Below are 22,128 nucleotides of genomic sequence, written 5' to 3'. Positions count from 1 at the left end.
GTTCCGCTCAAAATACGAGTTCCAGCGAAAAACAACAAAAGACAACAAAATGCCGTCATATCAACGTTTACGTTCACGAGATACAACGGCAGAACAACGAAAAACACCTAAATACCGGAAGATGAGGGATTCGAACCCTCGAGACGCTTATGGCGCCTACACACTTTCCAGGCGTGCTCCTTCGACCAACTCGGACAATCTTCCACTATAAAAAATAATAAAAAATCAGAAGCGATATTTCACTTCTGATTATATGACCCCTACGGGACTCGAACCCGTGTTACCGCCGTGAAAGGGCGGTGTCTTAACCGCTTGACCAAGGGGCCATGGCTCCACAGGTAGGACTCGAACCTACGACCGATCGGTTAACAGCCGATAGCTCTACCACTGAGCTACTGTGGAAAAACAAAAATTAAGCGGGTGATGGGAATCGAACCCACAACATCAGCTTGGAAGGCTGAGGTTTTGCCATTAAACTACACCCGCATTACAACGATATGGGCGGCTGATGGGAATCGAACCCACGAATGTCGGAACCACAATCCGATGCGTTAACCACTTCGCCACAACCGCCGTAATTTTAGAAGTGGTTCAGGACGGAATCGAACCGCCGACACAAGGATTTTCAGTCCTTTGCTCTACCGACTGAGCTACTGAACCATAAAAATGGCGGTCCCGACGGGAATCGAACCCGCGATCTCCTGCGTGACAGGCAGGCGTGTTAAACCGCTCCACTACGGGACCACTTAAAAATATTGCGGGAGGCGGATTTGAACCACCGACCTTCGGGTTATGAGCCCGACGAGCTACCGAACTGCTCCATCCCGCGACAATATTATTTAAAAACAACTACCTATTTATCATATCATCTCTAACAAGATATTGTCAATTGTTTTTTACATTTTTTAATTGATTACTTTAAATTCGTAAAAAACAGTAGTCATCTTTTCGTCACTTAACAATTTGTCCAAACGCTACTAAAATTGAGGACTTTGTTATTATATATTGGCTAAGGTCATTGGTCAACTCTATTTCTATTAAAAATAATATAATAAAACACCTTTATGGTAGATGAAAAATTATTGTCTATAAATAGTCCTTCATTATTGCCTATCCCTCACAGAAATGTAAAAACACTCAAGGCATTTGATGGAGGATAAATAAACCTTGAGTGTTTCGGAATCTTAAACATGATTAGGAGAATATCATTTTTAATCTTGATGGATAACCACCTATCATCATTATATTTAGGCGTACCTAAAAAATCAAGTGATAAGTACTGCTTAGTCAAAATTTCTTAAAACTTTTTGTTTCAACGTTAAAAATGTATCATAGCCATCTACACTACAGAAGTGACCTCCTGTTTCTTCTTCGTATAGTTTACAGCCTAATACTTCACATAGCTTTCTCGTGGCATCTATTGGCACAACATAGTCATCTTTTGCAGCAATACCAAACATATGGATCACTTTATTATTTATTTTGTTAAAATCTAGTTCCCACTTAAAAAAAGAGTCCAATACTTCTTGTGTAGGTAAGCGATCATCTTCTTGCAAATCACCTTTAAACCCTGACACCATTGCAAGACTTCCAACTTTTGGTACATCTAAGTCTTGTATAAATTTCAAAGTTGTTATAACACCTAGACTATGTGCAATGAAAATTGTATCTTTGTTAACGTTTTTAATATTATCTTGCATATATTGAATCCATTCATCCCCATTCGGATGCTCTGTATGAGGTAAATCTAACACTGTGACATCATGTCCTTCAATTTCTAAAGTCTTTTTTAACCATGGAAACCAATGATCACTACTTTTGGCTTGATAACCATGAACAATATATACATTTGTCATAATACTGCCTCCCAATAAACTCTATAGTTCATATCATATCACACTTTAAAGTACCACCCTATATTGATAGATTAAATGTACTTATTTTGTCGAATTTTCTTAATATTTAAACAAAAGTATTCGTCTATTTAAAAAGAGCAACACCTATTCATGAAATTGCTGAATAATGTTACTCTTTGTATGTGTATACTACAAAATACGTGCCAAAAGATTCTCTACAGCTTTGTGTGCTTGACTTATACAATCCGGTAAGCCAACTGCTTCAAATGGAGCACCTGTGATTTGTAGATGCTGGTAGTTATCTAAAATATGTTGTTGGATGCGCTTGATTTTATCGATATGACCCACATGATATTGCGGACTTGCGTATGGCATTTTATTCACAATTGTAAAATCTGGTTCACCTTTGAATGTCATCATTTGTGCTAAATCCCGTCGCGCAATTTTCACAAGATTATCGTCCGTCTGTTCATTTACAATATTATCACCTTGTTTACCAACGTACGCACGTATCAACACTTTACCTTCTGGTGTAGTATGTGGCCATTTCTTTGACGTCCATGTACACGCTGTAATATCAGTGTCGCTCGTTCTAGCAATAACAAAACCTGTCCCATCATACACATTCTCAATGTTTTTCTCATCGAACGCAAACACAATAGTTGCAACGGACGATGCCTCTAGCTGACTAAAATAGTCAAACATTGGGTCTGTGCAAAACCACTCACGAAATACCTGATGAGGCGTTGCAACAATGACACCATCATAAAAAGCTTCTGATTCATCTTCCAACACGACATAATAACCTTTTTGTGTTGACTTTAAATCTTTTACTTTTGTATTATATTGAATCGATACTTCATGCTGAATAAGCCATTGCTCTAGATGAATAATGAAATCATATAAGCCTCGTCGAAATTGCTTGAACTGACCTTGAGCGCTTTCTTGTTTGTAATCTTCTTTTTCTAGGCGCGCTTTTCTAACTTGTTGCATCCCTTTTATAATACTGCCATGCTTTTCTTCTAACGCCTTGAAATGCGGGAATGTACTCATCAAACTTAGCTCATCAATATCTGTACCGTATATCCCACTTAATAAAGGCTCAATCAAATTTTCTAACAGCTCATCACCTAATCTTTTTCTAAAAAAATGCCCCACCGAAATATCACTTTCAGGCATTTCTATCGGCTTCATTGTTAAATCTTTTAATGCACGTAATTTACCCTTCATTGAAATCAATTGTGTCGTCATAAACGGTTTGATATCGGTAGGAACACCTAAAATTGCTCCTCCTGGTATCGGATAAAGATGATCGTTCGCATAAATATACGATTGCCCTGTCTGATTTGTCACAATATCTTCATCGGCTATTCCTATATCCTTTGCAACATCAGTCATAATCGTTTTGCGCCCTAAATACGATTCAGGACCTAATTCAATAACATATCCATCTCGATAAGCGGTTTTAATCTTGCCTCCGGGTACATTTGATGCTTCATAGATTGTAACATCAACATTCGGATATTGTTTTTTTATAAAATATGCACTCGATAAACCAGTAATGCCCGCGCCTACAATCGCTATCTTCGTCATTTTTCTCACGCTTTCTTAAAAAATATTAGAAATTTCGTCAACAATTGCACCAATAAATAGTGGATGCGTATCTGGCATAGGTGGTCGATGATAGACTGCCCCCACTTCATCACAAACTACCTTGCATTCGTAGTCATTGTCATATAACACTTCTAAATGCTCTGCCACAAATCCAACTGGTGTGTAGATAAAATGCTTACTCTCTAATTCACTGTATACATCGCGTGTTAAGTCTTGAACATCCGGCGCTAACCATGGCGTTCCTGTATTCCCCGCTGATTGCCATCCTATCACCACATTGATTGATGGAATGTATTGCGCAATCAATTGAGCTGTTTTTGAAATTTGTTCAGGATAAGGATCCTTACTTTCAACAATCATTTTTTCAGGTAAGCTATGTGCCGAGACTACTAATGTTGTTTTTTCATATTCTTCATAAGGAATATTTTCTAACACTTCATTAATTCGCATTGCCCAGTATTCAATAAATTTAGGCTGTTCAAAATAACTATTCACATGATGTAAAGTGATGCCATAGAGATCTGCTGTTTCTTTTGCACGTTTATTGTAAGAAGCAACAGAAAACCTTGAATAATGGGGTGCTAAAACAACTGTCACCGCCTCTGTAATACCATCTTGATGCATTCGTTCTACTGTATCCTCAATAAATGGATGAATATGTTTTAAACCAATATAAAGTTTGAACTCTATATCATCATACAGACCACTGTCGTTTAGTGCTAAAACAAGCGCTTCTCCTTGGCGTTCCGTTGTTCCTGCTAGAGGAGATAATCCCCCAATCGCCTCATAGCGTTGTGTTAAATCATCCAATTCTTCTTGACTCGGCTTGCGTCCATGTCTGATATCTGTATAGTATGGCTCAATATCACTTTTTTTATAAGGTGTTCCGTATGCCATTACTAACAAACCCATTTTTGTTGTCATTTTTTACCCGTCCTTTATATACACATAATCAATATTTCATTAATGTTTAGTCGTATAGTCGTGAACAAATGCCGCAACTTTACGCAAAGTAGCAGGATCCACTTCAGGAAAAACACCATGCCCTAAATTAAAAATATGCCCCCCTGCATGTGCCATTCCTTGATCTAATATAGGCTTTAAGCGCGCTTCGATAACATCCCATGGTGCCAATAAAATACTTGGATCTAAATTGCCCTGTACGGTCTTAGTGACACCTTGTTTCTCCGCTTCTTGAATAGATGTACGCCAATCCAGTCCTAACACATCTATCGGCAGTTCATTCCAAGCGTCTATGAGATGACTCGCACCCACGCCAAATAGAATGACAGGGACACCTAATGCCTTGATACCCGACGCTAATTTAATCATGCAGGGACGAATATAATAGTAATAATCAGCTGCATTCAATGCCCCCACCCAAGAATCAAATATTTGAATTAATTGTGCACCTGCTTCTACTTGCCCTTTTACATATGTAATAGACATGTCTACAAGCGTGTCCATCAATTTGAACCATGTCGCTTCATCTCTATACATCATGGCCTTCGTCAAGTTGTAATTCTTAGAAGGCCCACCTTCTATCATATAACTTGCTAAAGTAAATGGCGCACCCGTAAATCCGATTAATGGAACATTTAGCTGTTCTTGTGTTAACAATTTAATTGTATCCAGCACATATGGAACATCTCGCTGAGGATCAATTTGACCTAAAGCGGTTACATCAGAATATTGACGAATTGGATTAGAAATAACAGGACCAATGCCTGACTTAATCTCAACATCTACACCAATTCCTTTTAACGGTGTCATGATATCCTTGTACAGCACAGCAGCATCTGTTTGGTATTGATCAACTGGTAACTTTGTGACATATGCACACAGTTCAGGTTGATGTGTTATTTCAAATAAAGAATATTTTTCTTTCAGCTTTCGATATTCTGGTTGAGAACGACCTGCTTGGCGCATAAACCACACAGGTGTATGTGTACATTTTTCCCCTTTAATCGCTCTCAAAATTGTGTCATTAAACGTATTATTCATGTGATTCTCCTTCATTGCAATCATTCTTTCCAAATATAGCACACTCACATTAAAGAACTCTGTGAAAAGCACCATTTTCACAAAAAATTAAAAAATTAGGTGTTGCGTCAACATTAATTGTGTTAATACATGCTGTGTTACCTTAAAATACGATACATTATTCAGTATATCATGCAGTCAAAATTTCAGCCTAAATAAGGGTTTAAAAAGATTGGTTTCTCTAAATAATTTAAGTTTCATTAAAAAAGGTATATGATATGATTAGAAAATGAGGATTCAATCCTTTTATTAAGGAGGAAAATAAATGAACTTTTATATTACTTATGGGACTTTGGGATTTTTAAAACAAATTCAAGACGCTCACCAAGAGAGAGACTTACATATCTTTTCAGGTGATAATCAATCAATTATTTTTGAAGAAACGCGTTCAAACACTGTTTTTCAACAACCTAATCAATACCGAGCATTGACGCGCATAGGTACCATTCAAGACACTGACTTCCAAGTATTGATTACAATTCCAACGACAGAAGACCATAAATATCAACTAGAAAATCAATTAGAAAATTTTATTCCAACATTAAATGAAAATGATGGCTTACACAGTTATCGTTTATTAAAATCAACACGCCAAAATGTCTATAAAGTATTACTTGGTTTTGACTCACGAAACAGCTATGACAATTATAAAAAGTCCTCCGCCTTTCGTGAAAACCTATCACAAGAGGCCACAAAGGCATTAGCAGGCGCTTCAGCCGTTCATTCATCTTACCTAGAAAAATATTTTTATCCAATTGATGAAACGATTGACACAGAAGAAGTGTAATATCTAAATCATAAAATCCTCTCTTTAAGCGTTAACTTTCAGAGAGGATTTTATTTGCTTAATCACGCAAAAGCGCTTCTTTATATTTCAATTTCTTTATAGTACGACGAATTGTAAAAAACGCTACAGCAAAGAAACATATGATTAAAAAGCCATGTGAAAAGTTAAAAGTTAAATATACAATGCTAAATAAAACACTAATGATTGTCGCTATTATATTAAGAAATTGCTTGTAGCCTTGAATCACTAATTCTTCAGATGCCGGCCATACTTGAGGCCACAAACCATAAGCTTCTTGTGTGTAAAACTGTGCCATTTGCAAAATTAATATATACATTGCTAAACTGCCAATGACAGCACTTATATATGGCTGGCTTAACCATATCATCAATAATACACTAATCAGCACCAATCGCATTGTAAGGTTGAATGCATCTTTGCCACGCAGAAAGTTACGCTTAAATAAATAAGGATACATTGTACCTTCATTAAACGATTTAGGTGTCGTTAATAAAAAGTCTAAATAACGTCTACGCACTGCACCTTCTTGTAAACCTTTAACATCTGTAAACATGCTTACGTATTTGTAATAATTGGCTTGCTGTTGACGTGCTTGCTTTATCAAGAATGCCCATGGTAAACGCTGCTGTTCGGACAATTTTCTCAAAAACAAGTAAAGTATCACTAATACGCAGATACTTCCAAAACTATGCATGTTTTGTGAAGATAGCATCACATAATAGCCAGATAAGTTAATCACAAACAAGACAACATTTAGTGACCATGTTTCTAAACCGAATTTAAACCAATGCCATTTAATCAATAACCCTAGCAATGGAAAAATAACAGCAAACACCGTCACAGTTATAAAAACAGTCGTTTTATTTGGTGCTAACGCATGAACTAAAGGATAAGCAATAACCAACAAGATAACTTGTAGTGGCATGCGTGTATAGTAACTTACCCAAATGCTTTGTCGAATATATGTTTTCATCTGTAATTCATACGGTAATAAAAATAAACTATCTGCTTCTTCTAAATACGTCTTTAGTGGAAAGTTAGAACTGATTGCTAAAATAGCACCAACAGCTAAAAAATAATCAATCCCCTGTGGAATATTACGCAACCATTCACCATAACCAAGAATAAAAGCCCCAATCAATATCACTAAAAATACAGTGAAATGACCATTAAAAATAAACTTGTTGTAGTACTGCTTTTCTTTGCGTTTAGCACGATGCCTATTTATAAAAAGTTGTTTAGCCGTCATCATCGACCGACTCCTTGTGTTGCATGAATATATATATCATCCAACATGGCATTCGGCATATCAAACTGCTTTCTCAATGCTTCTAGATCTCCAAGTCCAACTATTTCTCCTTGATCCAGAATAATGAAACGATCACAATAACGTTCAGCAGTTGCTAAAATATGCGTGCTCATCAAAACAATACGTCCTTCTCTTTTCTTGGCATCCATAAGATCCAACATTGATTGTATACCAAGTGGATCTAAGCCCAAAAACGGTTCATCAATAATATATAAGTCAGGGTCTACGATAAATGCACAAATAATCATCACTTTTTGTTTCATCCCTTTAGAGAAGTGACTCGGAAAGACTTCCAATTGAGTCTCTAATCGAAACGTTTCTAACAAAGGCTGTGCACGCTTCATCGCTGTCTCCTGATCAATACCATACGCCATTGCAGTCATATAAATATGTTCTTTTAGTGTAAGTGTTTCGTATATAACTGGCGATTCAGGTATATATGATAAATGCTTTCTATATGCATGTACATCTTCATTGATATCGATACCAGAAATTGACATCTTACCTGCTGTAGGTGTTAACAAACCTAAAATATGTTTAATTGTTGTACTTTTTCCTGCACCATTCAACCCAATTAATCCGACAATCTCACCCGGTTCGAGTGCAAAAGTAACATTTTTAATAACAGGTTTCCTACCATAACCACCTGTCAAATTCTCAACTTGTACAGTCATTCAATCTGCACCTCCATAAACAATATTGTACCAAATAGATATATGTTTATGCCATTCACGAGATAATCATTGTCTAGTTACACGTATCCTGCCACATGATATAATGATATTAAATGACAGAAGGGAGCGAATTTTATGTCTGAAACTATTTTTTCTAAAATCATTGCTGGAGAAATACCGAGTTATAAAGTTTATGAAAATGATTATGTCTATGCATTCTTAGATATTTCACAAGTATCTAAAGGTCATACGTTACTTATCCCTAAAAAAGCATCAGCCAATATTTTTGAAACAGATGCAGAAACAATGAAACACATTGGCGAAGCATTACCAATTGTTGCAAATGCAATCAAAACTGCCTTTAATCCTGATGGGCTTAATATTATTCAAAATAATGGGACGTATGCCTCACAATCTGTGTTCCATATTCATTTCCATCTAATTCCTCGTTATAAAAACGATATTGATGGATTCGACTATAAATGGGAAACACACGAAAATGAAATCAATGATGCAAAAAAGGCAGAAATCGCACAACAAATCGCGTCACATATTCAATAGAACATCAAATACTCTCACTTCAAAATGAGTATAATAAAAACGACAAGAATTAAATTGAGGAGGACTTTTTTTATGAATGCTGCAAAAATAACACTTGGCTTGGCAGTAGGTGTTGCAACAGGTGTTAGCCTTGTTCTGATGGAACGTCAGAATCAAACACTACAAGCACAAAACACTAACAAAAAATTACCAAGCGATATTTCAAATGAAGTAGACACTATTCAATCTCAAATTCATCAAATAAAAGACCATGCCCTAACAATTAAAAAAGATGGGACTGATTTTGCTAAATCAATTAGCGGAGAAATAAAAACTTCAATTGGTGAATTCAAAGCAGATATTACACCAAATATCCAAAGATTGCAGAAATATCTAGAAAATATCCAAAATCGTGGCGAAGAAATCACAAATTTTCCAACTAAAAAGTAATTTTTTAATATAAAAATTAAAGATATTTGATATTTTTAGTGAGTAATATACAATAATCAGATATACTATTATTAAGCATGATACATAAGTATCATGCTTTTATACAGTTGAAAGGAGATAGTCGCATGACCGATAAACAGAACCAAATTGAGAGTATGTTATACACGCATAAAGCCGCTATGCTAGCAAAAGTTATCTGGAAAAGTGCAGAAAATGACTGGCAAGCGTGGCTTAAAAATCCGGCATCACAATGAATGAACATTTGATTCTAATGACTATTTATGCATTTAAAAAAGTAACTATTTCTGATATTTCTCGTTACGGAGTGATACATGTATCAACTGCTTACAACTTTGCAAAACGTCTTGAGTCACAGGAATTACTTAAATTAGAAAAAGATACGAACGATAAACGTAATACTTTCATCGTTTTAACTGAAGAAGGTCATTCACTTGTAGAAAACATTTTCAATCAATACGATATAACAAATAATAGTATATATCGTGCTGCTCAAGATTATTATGAACAAATGTTTCATTTCCCAAGCTTTAGTGATGAACATTATCTCGTCTCACAATTACAAGGTAAAATGTTCTTAGATGGTATTAATCAATGTCACGATCACTTAAGAAAAAATTTACTTGACGCTGACTAGATTGAAGTAGATAATACGTAATATCAAACATCGCATTAAAGGAGTTTTTTGATGCTAAACTGTTCAAGATCAATCGATATTCATTCTCGATTTGGTATCCCACGTATTGCATTTATTAGCGTCGTTACTGTAATTATCACATTTCTGATTAGCTTTGAAGTATTTCGCTATTATTCAAATGTGCCATTTACCGACAAAAATTTTTTAATATTTATTGTCTTAATTTTGTGTTTATATCCATTACACAAACTCATTCATGTTTTGACCGTGTTGCCTTATTTACGTCATATCAAGATTTATAAGTTAATGCCTAAGAGCTGGGTACCTATATATAACATATTTTTAGATAAACCCGTGCGTAAGTATTACTTTTGTATATGTTTGATTGCACCATTGGTTACGATATCAACCATATGCATCTTGATTGCTAGTGCTTATCCACACTATGGTCATTACTTTATGTTTTTAATGGCACTCAATGCTGGATTTTCTGTGATGGATTTGCTTTATTTGAAAGTTATCTTCTTTTACAAACGTGGACAATTTGTAGAAGAACATATGAATGGATTCGTCCTCTTAGAAAAAAATTGTAAACCAGACCATATCTCTATTGGCTAACCTTTCGAGGCTTAGCCAATTTTTTTACTTCCATTGTTAATTTAGACGATTCGTCTCATACATTAGTCGTAGTTGCTAGGTATTTCGTTGGTTCAATAACACGATTGTGGTATATTATGTTTGTTACTTTTATGTAAAGGAGATTCCAATATGAAAACTAGCTTACAAAAATTGATTATCCCCTTATCTGCGAGTGCTTTACTGCTAGGTGCCTGTGGAAATAATGCGCCCTCTTCAAAAGATGAAACACTCATTTCTTCAAAAGCTGGAAATATTAAAGTTGAAGATGTCATGAAAGATATAGGAAGTAATCAAATCGCAAGTAGTTCCTTCAAGCTCTTACTAGGTAAAATCTTAGAAGATAAATACGGCGACAAAGTTGATGATAAAAAAATCAATAAAGAAATTGATAGTCAGATTGAAAAATATGGTGGTAAAGAGCAATTTGAAAGCTTACTCAAGCAACAAAATATCACTATGGACGAATATAAAGAGCAACGTAAACTAATCGAATATCAAAAACAATTATTAAATGAGAAAGTTAAAATTACAGATAAAGAAATTAAAGAACAGACGAAAAAAGCTTCTCATATTTTGATTAAAGTTAAACAAAATGATGACGATAAAGAAGGACTTTCCGACAAAGAAGCGAAAAAGAAAATTGAAGAAATAAAAAAACAACTTGATAAAAATCCAAATGACTTCGATAAAATCGCTAAAAAAGAGTCTATGGATTCAAGTAGCGAACAAAATGGTAGCCTTGGTTATGTTGTAAAAGGGCAAATGGTGGAAAAATTTGAAAAAGCACTCTTCAAATTAAAAGAAGGCGAAATTTCTGATATTGTAAAGACAGAATACGGTTATCACATCATTCGTGCTGATAAACAAACTGACTTCAATAAAGAAAAATCAAAGCTCAAAACAAAAATCATCCAAAATAAATTACAAGAAAATCCTAAAATTCTTACAGATGCCTATAAAGAATTGTTAGATGAATACAAAGTTGATTATAAAGATCGTGACATTAAAAATGCGATTGAAAACTCTATCTTAAACCCTGAAGCCCTTCAAAAAGCTTCTCAAAGTTCTCAAAGCACTCAAAATTTAGGCATTTAATCTATTAAAACAGCTGGAAAATAGAAAAGTGAGAAAAAGTTGTAAAAAGCAGGAGTGAAAATACGCTTTTTCACCCCTGCTCATACTTGTTGGGGAGAGACAAGAATCCTTTTAGAAAAATGAGATTCCTGTCCCTCCCCATGTTTTTTGGCTTAATCAAGCTTTTCTGGCTTATAAAAACGTCTGTTTTCTAAACCTCTGATTTTACCCGTCATCGTACCTTTCTCTGTCTGCTTTAATGCTTTGTCAAACATATTCATACGTGCATCGATATTATCGATAAAATGTAAGATTTCTGCTTCTTTAACTTGAGGTAACTTAGGTGATCCAAACTCTAACTTGCCGTGGTGCGCTAAAATTAAATGGCGCAACAACATCACTTCTTCACCTTCAATATTCAACTGACGTGCTGCCTCAGCAATCTCGTCACTTGCAATTGAAATATGACCTAATAAATTTCCTTCCAACGTATAAGTCGTAGCAACAGGTCCTGATAGCTCCACCACTTTGCCAATATCATGCAAAATAATACCACTATACAATAAGCTTTTGTTAATACTTGGGTATATTTCACACAGACTTTGAGCAACTTCTAGCATGGTAACAACATGATAGCTTAGCCCTCCCACAAAGTTGTGATGCATTGAACTCGCTGCAGGATAAACGAAAAATGCTTGCTCATATTTACTTAAAAGATGGCGTGTAATTCTTTGCAAATTTGCATTTTCAATTTCAAAAATATAGTCTCTCAACTTACTTTTAATCGTTTCTGAAGAGATCGGTGCACGTTCAATGAAATCACCAATGTTAACGCCATCTGATTCGGTCGCTACTCTGTATTGCGTCATTTTCAATTGTCGATTATTGCGATAGTTAATCACATCTCCTTTGACATGAATCACTAATTCAGGCTTTAAAATTTGCAGATCGTCTTTAGTTACAGTCCAAAACTTAGCTTCTATCTCACCGCTTTGATCTTGTAGCTTCAACGTCATATAATCTTTCCCTTGATTCGTTACACCTTGCGTCACTTGATGTACTAAAAAGAAGTGATCCACCTTATCTCCGGGCTTTAACGTCTCTACATGTCTCATCGTACAGCACCTTTCTTTAATATTATTTCTCTAATTTTTGTAACGTAACACTTTGTTTAGCTGACAGTGTCGTATCTTGATTACATGTGAAATACAATATTTGATAGTTTTCTGGCATTGATTTTAAATAATTCATCATACGTTTTTTACGCAATGCATCAAAGTGAACAAATGCATCATCAATGATAATTGGCAGTGAATAGTATGGCTTTAAGATTTTAATCAAACTAATGCGCAATGCAAAATAAAGCAATTCTTTCGTTGACTGACTTAACTCTACGGGATGATACATTTGACCATCTTTATGACGTACCATCACCTTTTCATTTTCATATGTCACTTGTACATAATCACCATTTGTTAACTGTTCATAGATTTGAGTCGCTTCTTGTACAACTTGAGGTAAACGCTTATCTTTAATCTGTTTAATATGTGCATCTACCAAAGCTTCTAGATAACTCAATGCTGCCCAATCTTCTGCTAGTTCATTCAGCTGAGTGCGCACGAGCTGATACTCGTGTTTTAGACGTCTCAATGTATCATCTGTTTCCATATGATTAATTTGTGCGGTCAAACCACTCACTTCACTTTGTAATGTTAGGAAACGTTCATTGTATTCATCAATCTGCGCTTCTAATTTTTGATATTCAGATTCTAATTGCACAGTTGTTTTTTCACTTAACTTAGAACTTTCTTCATAACCATAATCTTGATTTTCCAAAAACTGTGTCAAGTCATTAAAACGCGATAAAGACTGTTGATACTTTTTGAAATACTCATGATGCTTATAATAACTTTCTTCATCAATCGCTCCAATAAAGTCAAACAACTTCTTAATAACTGCTCGGTTGTCATTCAGTCTTTCATTTAAATGTTTCACTTCATTCGTAATCAATTGTAATTGCTCATCATTACGCTCATATTTTATCGTATCAGATTGAGCATGTTTTAACCATTCGCGCACGTCATGAAATAATGATATACGGTTAAAATGTGGTATGTGCGTCGTTAATTCTTGCTCTGCCTGTTCATAAAATGCCGTAAGCTTACTTTCTAAAGAAGATTGCTTCGCTTGCAGTTGTGTTAATCTAACATCTAGTCCCTTAATAGATTGAATCGTTTGTACCACATCTGTTAACAATTCATCTGACATTTTTGATGAAACATGTAAATCTTGACGAAGCTTATCAACTTTACCCTCATCTTCATGATACCGTGCTTCAGCAGCTGCCAACTGTTCTTGTAAGTGCTGTTGTTTTTGAGCTGAAATTGCTAAATTTTGCTTCCGTTGCGCAATTTGATCTCTCAATTGGTATTGATCCGACAAATCAAAGTTTAAGTCGTATGTTTCTTCTAACGCATTCACTTCAGATTCTAACTGCTCAATCTCTTCTGAAAAGCGTTCATTATGTCCCACTTCTTTAGTTTTCACCACAAAAGTAGCGATAATAAATAAACATGCCAATACAGTAAAAATGCTTCCATAAACAATTGTCTGTGACATAAATGCATATACAGCTACACCCGCTGATGCAAGCGCCATGATGATAAAAATGATACGCAACATATTTTGACGCTGTTGCTTTTGTTGCTGCTCAACCTCAAACGCCTCTTTCATTTTAACAAAAAGATTGCGTTTTTCATTCAACTCTAGCAAGCGTTTTTCATATACTTTTTTCTGTTCAAACGTTTCATTCGGAACTAAGCGTGCATTGAGCTGTTCTAATTCTGTTTCATGTGCTTGATGTTCAATCATATGCTCATCTAACAAATTGTGATATTGTTTCATATATTGCGCATTTTCACGTTTATCTTTCAATACATCACTTGTATAACTCTTTTGTGCATCGGAAGCGTCCACATTGTCATGCACCGTCTCCCAACCAATATTAGATTTCAAACCTTCAAGTTCACGTGTGACATCGTCAATATCACGCTCAACTTGCTTCAAATCATGCACTTGCTGTTTGATCTCTTCTTCTTGCTTAGCGATTGATTCAACCTTATTGACAATCTCTTTGTGAGGTACATCAAGCTTGTCATTTTCATTCTGCAACTGTTTAACCTTTTCTTCACGCAAACCAATATCTCTTTCAAGTTGTTGTGTTTGAATTTTGGCAGCTTCATAGCGATCAATACCTTGTTCAGGAAAAGTAATCGGTTCAATATTTAAGTCTGATTCCAATGCTTTCCACTCTTGTACTTGATCATGGAACGCCAACTCTTTTTGCTTATCCTCAAAAAATCCTGTAAGATGATCTAGATTTTGCTTCGTTGTTTCTAAATGTGCTGCTGTCTTCCCTCTCGTTTCTACCAATCGCTGATAAGTCTCAACTTGTGTAGAAGCATCACGAATTTGAAGCTCAATCTCTTTCAGCCTAGCAACTTTTTGATTAATCTCTGGCTGGTGTCCTGCTTTTTTATATAATGTTTGCTTTTTCTTATTGATTAAGTCACGCATTCCTATAAATTCTGTTGATCCTAAGGCACCTGCTTGCATTAAAAAGTTCTGAAGCTGGGTTTCTGACATATGTTTATGAATGTCTTGTAAGCCTAGTACATTGAATGAAAAAATATCTTGATACGTTTTTTTATTGATAAAATTGAGATGTTCTTTCAGCCATGCTTCATCTTTAATCGCACCGTTCGGCAAATAGACCTTAACGTCACCTTGCGCACTTCCTTTGACACGTTCAACATCTACTTCCGTATTGTCATCCATTATGAGGGTCACACGCCCACCATATTGATTTCCCATACGTGGCTCTAAACGTGGTTCATTTTCTTTTTTGGTAGGAAAACCAAATAAAATTGAATGGATGAATGCTTGTAACGTAGATTTTCCAGCCTCGTTCTCACCATATATTTGTGTGATATGCTGATTAAAAATAACTTTACGTTGAACAAATTGACCATAACCATAAATTTCAACTGATTTAATCTTCATCGTCTATTCGCTCCTTTCAACTCAGCATTAATCATTGCTTCTGCACGTTCCACCAAGGCTTGACGATCATGTTCTAGATAATGATCTAAGTATTTCGAGGCTTTCGGATTCATATATAAATCTTGTAATGCCTCTTCATAAATCTCATCTTGTGCTAATAATTCTGGCGCAAATTCTTTAAAAATAGATTGAGATTCCAAGTCGGTATAATAGATTTCTAATTCGTCAATTAACACAAAATGCTGTTCATTCTCTTCATAATCCAATATCATCGCTTTAACTTGTTCTAATACTTGTGGATTAATACGCTCATCACCAGAAACATTTAAGCGTAAACGATAAAATGCACGCCCGAGCCCTCGAACCTTCATCTTAAACGATTGAATCGCATCATAAAGTGCTTGTTGGGTAATCTGACTCACATCAATTTCAGCTGTTTCAAAACGTATAAATTGCGTCGGAACAAAACGCGTTGTCAATTTAACGTGATCTCCTTCAACGATCAAGCATCCTTTTTCACCTTGTTCTTTAAAATGACGCCCTTGAATGTTGCCAGGATAATGAATTTCTGGTAAGTCACTAAGCTGTTGGCGTTTATGAATATGTCCAAGCGCCCAATAATGATATAACTTATTATTTAAATCCTCTAAACGAAACTCCGTATAACGATCAGAAGCACCAGATTTGCTGTATGTGCCATGAAGAACACCGATATGTACAATATTGCGATCCTCATTCGTTGGATAATCATCAATTTTGTTCTCATAGCTTGCTGCAGTTTCATAACTAAATCCATGAAGATGAACTGTATCACCCGTTTTTGTGATTGCTTGATACGTTTCTACAGAATTTGAGAAAACCGTTACATTCTCTGGCCAATCATTTGTAATACGTTCCGATAATGGATCATGGTTACCATGTACGATATACACGAAGATTTGCTCTTTTTGTAATCGTTTAAACTCTTCTTTAAGAAACACTTCTGCTTTAAACGTTCTATTACGTTGATCAAATAAATCTCCGCTAATAATCATGAAGTCTACATTTTCACGTAACGCCACATCTATAATCTGCTTGAAGCTCTCATATGCACTATTCTCAACATCTCTTAAAATATTAGGACTGAGATGTTGTTTTGACATAAATGGACTATCAAGGTGTAAGTCTGCACAATGCAAAAATTTAACCATCACTGTTAGCTCCTTTTCCAGAAATTTAGTCTGCAATCATACAATAAAATCTTTGTTATGTATCTTTCTATTTTAGCATAATTCATATGTAAATGATGTTACAAATCCAAATACAATGCTCCCTTCAAAGTTATGGGCACTGCCATTCTTTAAAGGGAGCATTACATTGTGAGACTATATTAAAACATGACTTAATTAGTCTTGATAAATTTCATCTAAAGGTTTAACAATGATTTGATTGATTTCTTGGAATACTTGACTCATTTTTTGTTCAGCATTCATCAATTCAGCAATGTTGCTATCTTTTTCAATTTCTTGTGCTTGTTCTTGTGCTTTCTTGATTTCTTCTTCAGTTAACTGTTCGCCTTGCATTTGTTTTTGTTGGAATTTCAATTGTGTTTCACGGAATTCATCAAACAATTTTTTAGATTCTGCATTAGCATTTACTTTAGCATACGCATCTTTAATTGCTTTGTACTCATCACTTTCACGTAAAGCTTGTTCTAATTTGTTTGCATAATCATATAAATTTACAGCCATGATCATCGCTCCTTTTAATAGTCAATGTTAAGCCGGCATAGCCATGCCAACTTCTTTCCTTGCTTACGATACCATACTTTTAGAGATTATACAAAGATTGCAATAACTCCTTGTAAGATTCCAATTAATCCACCTAAAATAAACCCTAACAGCATAATTAATTTAAGTTCTTTGTTCGCAATTTCAAAAATAAGTTGTTCAATATAATCTAGTTCAAAACGATTAATTTGTTCTTCAATCAGACCACGAATATTAACTTGGCGCATGATAGATGATAATCTATTTGCCAACACATTAAGTATAAGTTGAGTAATTTTATCAATTCCTTCCTTATCCAAGTGTTCAAACAATTGAGGTGCCAGTCTGTGTAAAGGTTGATGCGCACGCTGCGACAACTTCAATTGATCTAATAGATAATCTGCCACTTGCCCACGTAAGTTTTCGATTTGATCGACTCCTACCAAAGTCTCTAATGTCATATTTTTAAACTTAACGTATTCTTGCTGTATTTGTGTAGCTAATATATTTTGTGCACGCTCATGATGTGTGAGACGAATTAACTCTTTCTGTATCCGTTCTGCCATTGCCTCAGTTGTCATGAACATTTGAAGCATTGAGACAATACCACCCTTTTCCACAAAGAATGTACTAACCATCTCCACAATATCTTGATAACCTTTGTCAGATTGCAAATAAGTACGTGCCTTCTCCAATAACATGCCGTCTAATTCTGCTACTTTTCGATCCAGTACAGTTATAATCTCTGCCGGTACTAATTCATCGAGCATATCCGTACGATGTGCTTCATACTTCTTTTGAAGCGTATCCGTTACAAACGTCCTAATCCATTCATTACTCGTGTTGACCACATCAATATTAAAATGTTCAGCCAGCTTTTGTATCGTCATATCATCTTGCTTTAAACGAATAACTTGATTTGTGACTGTCTGTTTAATTGTTTGCTGCATTTCAGGTGCATTCAATTTTTCACGCATCAGTGACTCTGTTAGCAAATGATCTTCAACCACTTGACCAATCTTAGTCGCAATCTCTTCTCTTCGTTTGGGAATTAACCCTGGGGTAAATGGAACACGTCTTCCAAATACATAATATGTTTTAAACGGATGGAATAACATTTTTACCGCAATCATATTGGTGACACCACCAATTACGGCACCGATAACCATCATAAAAAGTACTACAAGTAGTGCTTGCATCACATTTCGCCTCTCAGTCTATTAATCTTCCTCGATAATTATTCCACAAATTTCAATATTTAATCCAAGTTTCACATACAAACTTAATAAACATATATAAAAACGCAATATCAATTATATCGTTGCCTATTTTATTCTCCAAATAAAAAGGCTGCAACACATCATGTCACAGCACTTCCCATTTTTATTGTATTATGCACGAACAAGGTCTTCTTTCGCATAGCGTTGGAAGAATGTCTCTGCTTCTCTTAGTTTTGGTGAACCGAATAAAGGTTGCTTATTACCATCTAGCACACGATAAAGCTCGCTTACCTTATTAGCTTGTAAAATAAAGTTCCCTTTTGAAGCCAAAGTTTCCCAATAAATATCACTTACTGTTGAATATTTTGGATATGCCGCTTGATTTCGTGAAACTGTTTGTACAATTTCCAATGGATCACAACCAAATGTGCTATTCAAAACTTCAGAATCTCTAAACAATGCACAGATTGATACACATGTTGTCCAGTTGGGTAATACACGTTCTTTTTCAATTTGTACCAAAGTCTTTTTTGAAAGTCCAATTGTTTGGGCCATAGTATCTTGTGTATATCCCGCTTCAATACGAACCATCTTAAATTTTGCTTGAATTAAATCTGTAAAACTTTGTCTATCCATTTATTATTACGACCTTTCCTAAATAAAATTTTATCCGCACACAAGAAATTGAAAATCTACACATTTCTTGAAACACAAATTACATATTAATACATAAAGATGCAAATGAAAAGAGGCATTAGCATTATTTTTTCAAAACTTTAAAAGGCGAAATAGTCGAAAAAATCTAATATGCCATTTATTTCTTGCCTTAGTCTCTCTTGTTGTTTCTTTACTTTTTTTATGATTTAATACACCGATATTATTCTAGCATATTAGCCATGAATGTGCTATGAAAATATAATAAATGCTGAAAATTAGAACTAAGTAAAAAGGAAATATCAAGGCTTTGTGCCAAAACAAGTATCAAGTATTAAAAATTCTGCCTTCAAATTTTGTGAATTAAACCTTCCTACACAAAACATACTTTTATATGTTAATAGTATTTACACGTTCTCACTCGATCATCATATTTACAGTCATAATTGTTAAACATTAAAAAAAGGAAAATTAAGTAGCGCATAAATATCGCACTACTTAATTCTTCTTATTATTCATTTGAATTTTTTTCTATTAGATGCGCAATACGTTCATTAGCTTTTTCAATTTGTTCTATCCGATATTTTTCAGGTACTTTGAAGCTTTCAAATGTATTTGCTTTTATCTTTTTAGCCAAAGCTATTTCATCATTAGCAGTTAATTTTTGAATATCTTTATACATATCAGGATATAATCCTCTAGTTATATTAAATTTTGACAGATCCTTTAACAAGAAATAAAATGGCTTATTAATATGGATTGCATCAAAATAAATAGATGAGTAGTCTGTTACAATCAAATCAGATATAGCGATTAACTCTTGTGTCTCAACTCTGTCATTAACCGTATATACCTGTGAAATCCCAGTATTCCAAGAAGGTTGTGTGTCCATTGAGTGTGCTTTATTAATAATGCAATACTCATCTCCTAAATGGCTTAAAAGCTTTTTAAACTGCATGATATATTGCTTATCTTTTTTACTTTCAGGTTTTTTGTAATTATAGTCTCTCCACGTTGGCGCATAAAGAATAACTTTTTTGTTTAATGGAATATTATTCTTTATTTTAAGTTGTTCAATTAACAACTTATTTTTTTGATTCTCTTTTAACCACTGATTTCTCGGATACCCTGTCGTCACAAGGTTACTTTCTGCCACATCAAATGAAGTTTGAAACTTTTGTTTGGCAATCTCTGAATCCGCAATGAGATAATCCCAACGTGAAATATCATTCTTCATTTTTACCTTATGTCCCATGTTTAAGCTCAGCATAGTCGACTCATTAGAATCAAATAACATTTTCTTAAATGGTGTCCCATGCCACAATTGAATCCATGTTTGACCTTCTTTTTTTCTAAAAGCTGCTGGAATCCATGACTCAGCAATCACTACTTTAGCTGTATAAAAATAATCGAAAAACTGCTTACTTCTTGGTGCGATTCGATATTCCTCTGGCACTCTTATATCAAAAGTTACAAACTTTAAGTTTTCCGGGCTATAATGACTCATTAAATAATCAAATAAATACTTGGAATTTCCACGGTATTCATAATCGAACCCTAGCATAATAATATTACGAGGGTTGATAGTCAAATCAAGATAATTTTGAATTTCTTTTGCTTTTTTGTCATTTCTTCTTGCATGAACTTTACGCCTTGCGTTATAAATCAATGGTTTTAAATAGTAATTGTTATTAATTCTATTCTTCAATTTCTTTCTTCTGTTAGCTTTTTCAATTTCTCTCGTTTGATAAAAATTGATTTTATTTTTTCTATGCAATCTGAATAATTTTTTCATTTTTGTAACTTCTAAATTCTTTATGACACCTTTAGAAAAAGCGTACTGATATATTGGTATAACACCATGCGGAACCTTGATATTCGGGTTGTATGCATTAATAATCTTCATTATATCTCTAATAAATGCATTTCTCATTTTATTATTGTTCGGCAAACGTCTATCAGCATACATCAAGGCACGATATATAAAGTATTTGTTGACTTGATATGGCGTATACGGATCACGATATCCATCCAACATTTTAGCAGATGCATTTTCAACAGCCCTCAAGAATGAGTCTCTATGTTTAGTTCCCAAATAATCTGTCTTAGTTGTAGACTGACCGTGCACTCTAACTTTATACAAGATATTAGATATAACCGGAACTCGATACGCCTTTAATGCGCATGCAACATAAAATTCCAGATCTTCATAAATATAGCCTTCACCATAACGAATATGATGCTTCTGTAAGAATTCTTTTTTATAAAGTTTATTCACAGTAAAATAAGACGCACATGAGAGTAACATTTCTACGGTATTACGATATAATGCAAGTTTGAGATTATATCGTTCTTTATTAACATACTTTACTTGTCCAGTTTCAGGATAGTAGTATGCCCATTCAAATATGACAAAGTCGTTTTCTTTTGTACCACTTAACCTTTTATATGCAATTTCCAAAGTTTGCTTTTCAATAAAATCATCAGAATCTAAAAATAAGATGGCTTCTCCTCTAGCCATATCGATTCCCATATTTCGTCTAGCACCCTGTCCCTTATTTTCACCATCATCTAACACACTATAGTGAATATGTTTTTGGGTACTTTTAGCAATAAAATTGTTAATTAATTGAACAGATTGATCCTCTGAACCATCATTAATCAATAGAACCTCAAAATCGTCTTTGAATGTTTGATTTTCTACAGACTCTAATGTTTCAATAATGTATTCTTCGGCGTTAAATACAGGAATTACAACTGTAACTTTTATCTCTTTCTCCAA

20 protein-coding genes and 8 tRNA genes are annotated in these 22,128 nt (G+C 34.6%); 7 read left to right on the top strand and 21 right to left on the bottom strand.

Features of this window, described 5'->3' with window-relative positions; all coding sequences use genetic code 11:
- Positions 1-115: 115 nt before the first annotated feature.
- From NXS11_RS09850 to hemE, 12 genes are all read right to left on the bottom strand, one after another.
- Positions 116-204: transfer RNA gene (locus NXS11_RS09850), tRNA-Ser, on the bottom strand.
- A gap of 50 nt (positions 205-254) precedes the next feature.
- Positions 255-326: transfer RNA gene (locus tag NXS11_RS09845), tRNA-Glu, on the bottom strand.
- Between the two features lies 1 nt (position 327).
- Positions 328-402 (bottom strand) — tRNA-Asn (locus NXS11_RS09840).
- 13 nt (positions 403-415) lie between these two features.
- Positions 416-486 (bottom strand) — tRNA-Gly (locus tag NXS11_RS09835).
- A gap of 14 nt (positions 487-500) precedes the next feature.
- Positions 501-573 (bottom strand) — tRNA-His (locus tag NXS11_RS09830).
- Between the two features lie 14 nt (positions 574-587).
- A tRNA-Phe gene (locus NXS11_RS09825) sits at positions 588-660 on the bottom strand.
- Positions 661-667: 7 nt separating this feature from the next.
- A tRNA-Asp gene (locus NXS11_RS09820) sits at positions 668-744 on the bottom strand.
- Positions 745-755: 11 nt separating this feature from the next.
- Positions 756-829, bottom strand: a tRNA-Met gene (locus NXS11_RS09815).
- A 454-nt stretch (positions 830-1,283) separates the two neighbouring features.
- The gene (locus NXS11_RS09810) at positions 1,284-1,856 is read right to left on the bottom strand and encodes an RBBP9/YdeN family alpha/beta hydrolase (protein WP_259200830.1); all 573 of its coding nucleotides are present in this window, start codon (positions 1,854-1,856) and stop codon (positions 1,284-1,286) included.
- A 189-nt stretch (positions 1,857-2,045) separates the two neighbouring features.
- Positions 2,046-3,449 carry a protoporphyrinogen oxidase gene (gene hemY, locus NXS11_RS09805; protein ID WP_259200829.1) on the bottom strand — a complete coding sequence of 468 codons (1,404 nt, stop codon included), beginning with the start codon at positions 3,447-3,449 and terminating at the stop codon, positions 2,046-2,048.
- Positions 3,450-3,464: 15 nt separating this feature from the next.
- Positions 3,465-4,394: a ferrochelatase gene (gene hemH / locus NXS11_RS09800; protein ID WP_259200828.1), complete on the bottom strand. Its 930-nt coding sequence runs from the start codon at positions 4,392-4,394 to the stop codon at positions 3,465-3,467.
- 39 nt (positions 4,395-4,433) lie between these two features.
- Entirely contained in the window at positions 4,434-5,474 is a 1,041-nt protein-coding gene (hemE, locus tag NXS11_RS09795) for a uroporphyrinogen decarboxylase (protein ID WP_259200827.1), read from the bottom strand.
- Positions 5,475-5,778: 304 nt separating this feature from the next.
- Between hemE and NXS11_RS09790 the strand changes: the two genes are divergently transcribed.
- Positions 5,779-6,300 (top strand): antibiotic biosynthesis monooxygenase, encoded by a 522-nt coding sequence (locus NXS11_RS09790; RefSeq protein WP_259200826.1) that lies wholly within the window; start codon positions 5,779-5,781, stop codon positions 6,298-6,300.
- Positions 6,301-6,358: 58 nt separating this feature from the next.
- On the opposite strand, the gene ecsB is transcribed toward NXS11_RS09790, so the two are convergent.
- Together ecsB and ecsA are read right to left on the bottom strand one after the other, a co-directional pair.
- Positions 6,359-7,573: an ABC transporter permease EcsB gene (gene ecsB, locus NXS11_RS09785; protein WP_259200825.1), complete on the bottom strand. Its 1,215-nt coding sequence runs from the start codon at positions 7,571-7,573 to the stop codon at positions 6,359-6,361.
- Positions 7,570-8,304 (bottom strand): ABC transporter ATP-binding protein EcsA, encoded by a 735-nt coding sequence (gene ecsA / locus NXS11_RS09780; protein ID WP_259200824.1) that lies wholly within the window; start codon positions 8,302-8,304, stop codon positions 7,570-7,572. The genes ecsB and ecsA overlap by 4 nt, the downstream gene beginning before the upstream one ends.
- Before the next feature lie 135 nt (positions 8,305-8,439).
- On the opposite strand from ecsA, the gene NXS11_RS09775 reads away from it, so the two are divergent.
- The 6 genes from NXS11_RS09775 to NXS11_RS09750 all read left to right on the top strand — a co-directional run bounded on the left by NXS11_RS09775 (position 8,440) and on the right by NXS11_RS09750 (position 11,683).
- On the top strand, positions 8,440-8,865 hold the full coding sequence (locus tag NXS11_RS09775; protein ID WP_259200823.1) for an HIT family protein: 426 nt from the start codon (positions 8,440-8,442) through the stop codon (positions 8,863-8,865).
- A gap of 72 nt (positions 8,866-8,937) precedes the next feature.
- Entirely contained in the window at positions 8,938-9,294 is a 357-nt protein-coding gene (locus tag NXS11_RS09770) for a YtxH domain-containing protein (protein WP_259200822.1), read from the top strand.
- A gap of 125 nt (positions 9,295-9,419) precedes the next feature.
- Complete coding sequence (locus tag NXS11_RS09765) at positions 9,420-9,548, top strand: hypothetical protein (RefSeq protein WP_259200821.1); 129 nt, start codon at positions 9,420-9,422, stop codon at positions 9,546-9,548.
- Complete coding sequence (locus NXS11_RS09760) at positions 9,545-9,949, top strand: MarR family transcriptional regulator (protein WP_259200820.1); 405 nt, start codon at positions 9,545-9,547, stop codon at positions 9,947-9,949. The genes NXS11_RS09765 and NXS11_RS09760 overlap by 4 nt, the downstream gene beginning before the upstream one ends.
- A gap of 51 nt (positions 9,950-10,000) precedes the next feature.
- Entirely contained in the window at positions 10,001-10,567 is a 567-nt protein-coding gene (locus NXS11_RS09755) for a DUF3267 domain-containing protein (protein ID WP_259200819.1), read from the top strand.
- 150 nt (positions 10,568-10,717) lie between these two features.
- Entirely contained in the window at positions 10,718-11,683 is a 966-nt protein-coding gene (locus tag NXS11_RS09750) for a peptidylprolyl isomerase (protein ID WP_259200818.1), read from the top strand.
- A 152-nt stretch (positions 11,684-11,835) separates the two neighbouring features.
- Here the strand turns inward: NXS11_RS09750 and yhaM are convergent, their stop codons facing one another.
- The 7 genes from yhaM to NXS11_RS09715 form a co-directional block, all read right to left on the bottom strand.
- Positions 11,836-12,777 carry a 3'-5' exoribonuclease YhaM gene (yhaM, locus tag NXS11_RS09745; RefSeq protein WP_259200817.1) on the bottom strand — a complete coding sequence of 314 codons (942 nt, stop codon included), beginning with the start codon at positions 12,775-12,777 and terminating at the stop codon, positions 11,836-11,838.
- Positions 12,778-12,799: 22 nt separating this feature from the next.
- Positions 12,800-15,724, bottom strand: coding sequence for an AAA family ATPase (locus tag NXS11_RS09740; RefSeq protein WP_259200816.1), 2,925 nt, complete (start codon positions 15,722-15,724; stop codon positions 12,800-12,802).
- Positions 15,721-16,914 carry a metallophosphoesterase family protein gene (locus NXS11_RS09735; RefSeq protein ID WP_259200815.1) on the bottom strand — a complete coding sequence of 398 codons (1,194 nt, stop codon included), beginning with the start codon at positions 16,912-16,914 and terminating at the stop codon, positions 15,721-15,723. The genes NXS11_RS09740 and NXS11_RS09735 overlap by 4 nt, the downstream gene beginning before the upstream one ends.
- A 195-nt stretch (positions 16,915-17,109) precedes the next feature.
- Positions 17,110-17,454: a YlbF/YmcA family competence regulator gene (locus NXS11_RS09730; protein ID WP_259200813.1), complete on the bottom strand. Its 345-nt coding sequence runs from the start codon at positions 17,452-17,454 to the stop codon at positions 17,110-17,112.
- Positions 17,455-17,540: 86 nt separating this feature from the next.
- Positions 17,541-18,671 (bottom strand): DUF445 domain-containing protein, encoded by a 1,131-nt coding sequence (locus NXS11_RS09725; protein ID WP_259200831.1) that lies wholly within the window; start codon positions 18,669-18,671, stop codon positions 17,541-17,543.
- A 192-nt stretch (positions 18,672-18,863) separates the two neighbouring features.
- Positions 18,864-19,328 (bottom strand): XRE family transcriptional regulator XdrA, encoded by a 465-nt coding sequence (gene xdrA / locus NXS11_RS09720; RefSeq protein ID WP_259200811.1) that lies wholly within the window; start codon positions 19,326-19,328, stop codon positions 18,864-18,866.
- A gap of 529 nt (positions 19,329-19,857) precedes the next feature.
- A complete protein-coding gene (locus tag NXS11_RS09715) occupies positions 19,858-22,128 on the bottom strand; it encodes a bifunctional glycosyltransferase/CDP-glycerol:glycerophosphate glycerophosphotransferase (RefSeq protein WP_259200810.1) in 2,271 nt (756 codons plus the stop codon).

The organism is Staphylococcus americanisciuri, assembly GCF_024814435.1.
Taxonomy (GTDB): Bacteria; Bacillota; Bacilli; order Staphylococcales; family Staphylococcaceae; genus Staphylococcus; species Staphylococcus americanisciuri.
This window is presented reverse-complemented; position numbering and strand designations above follow the sequence as displayed.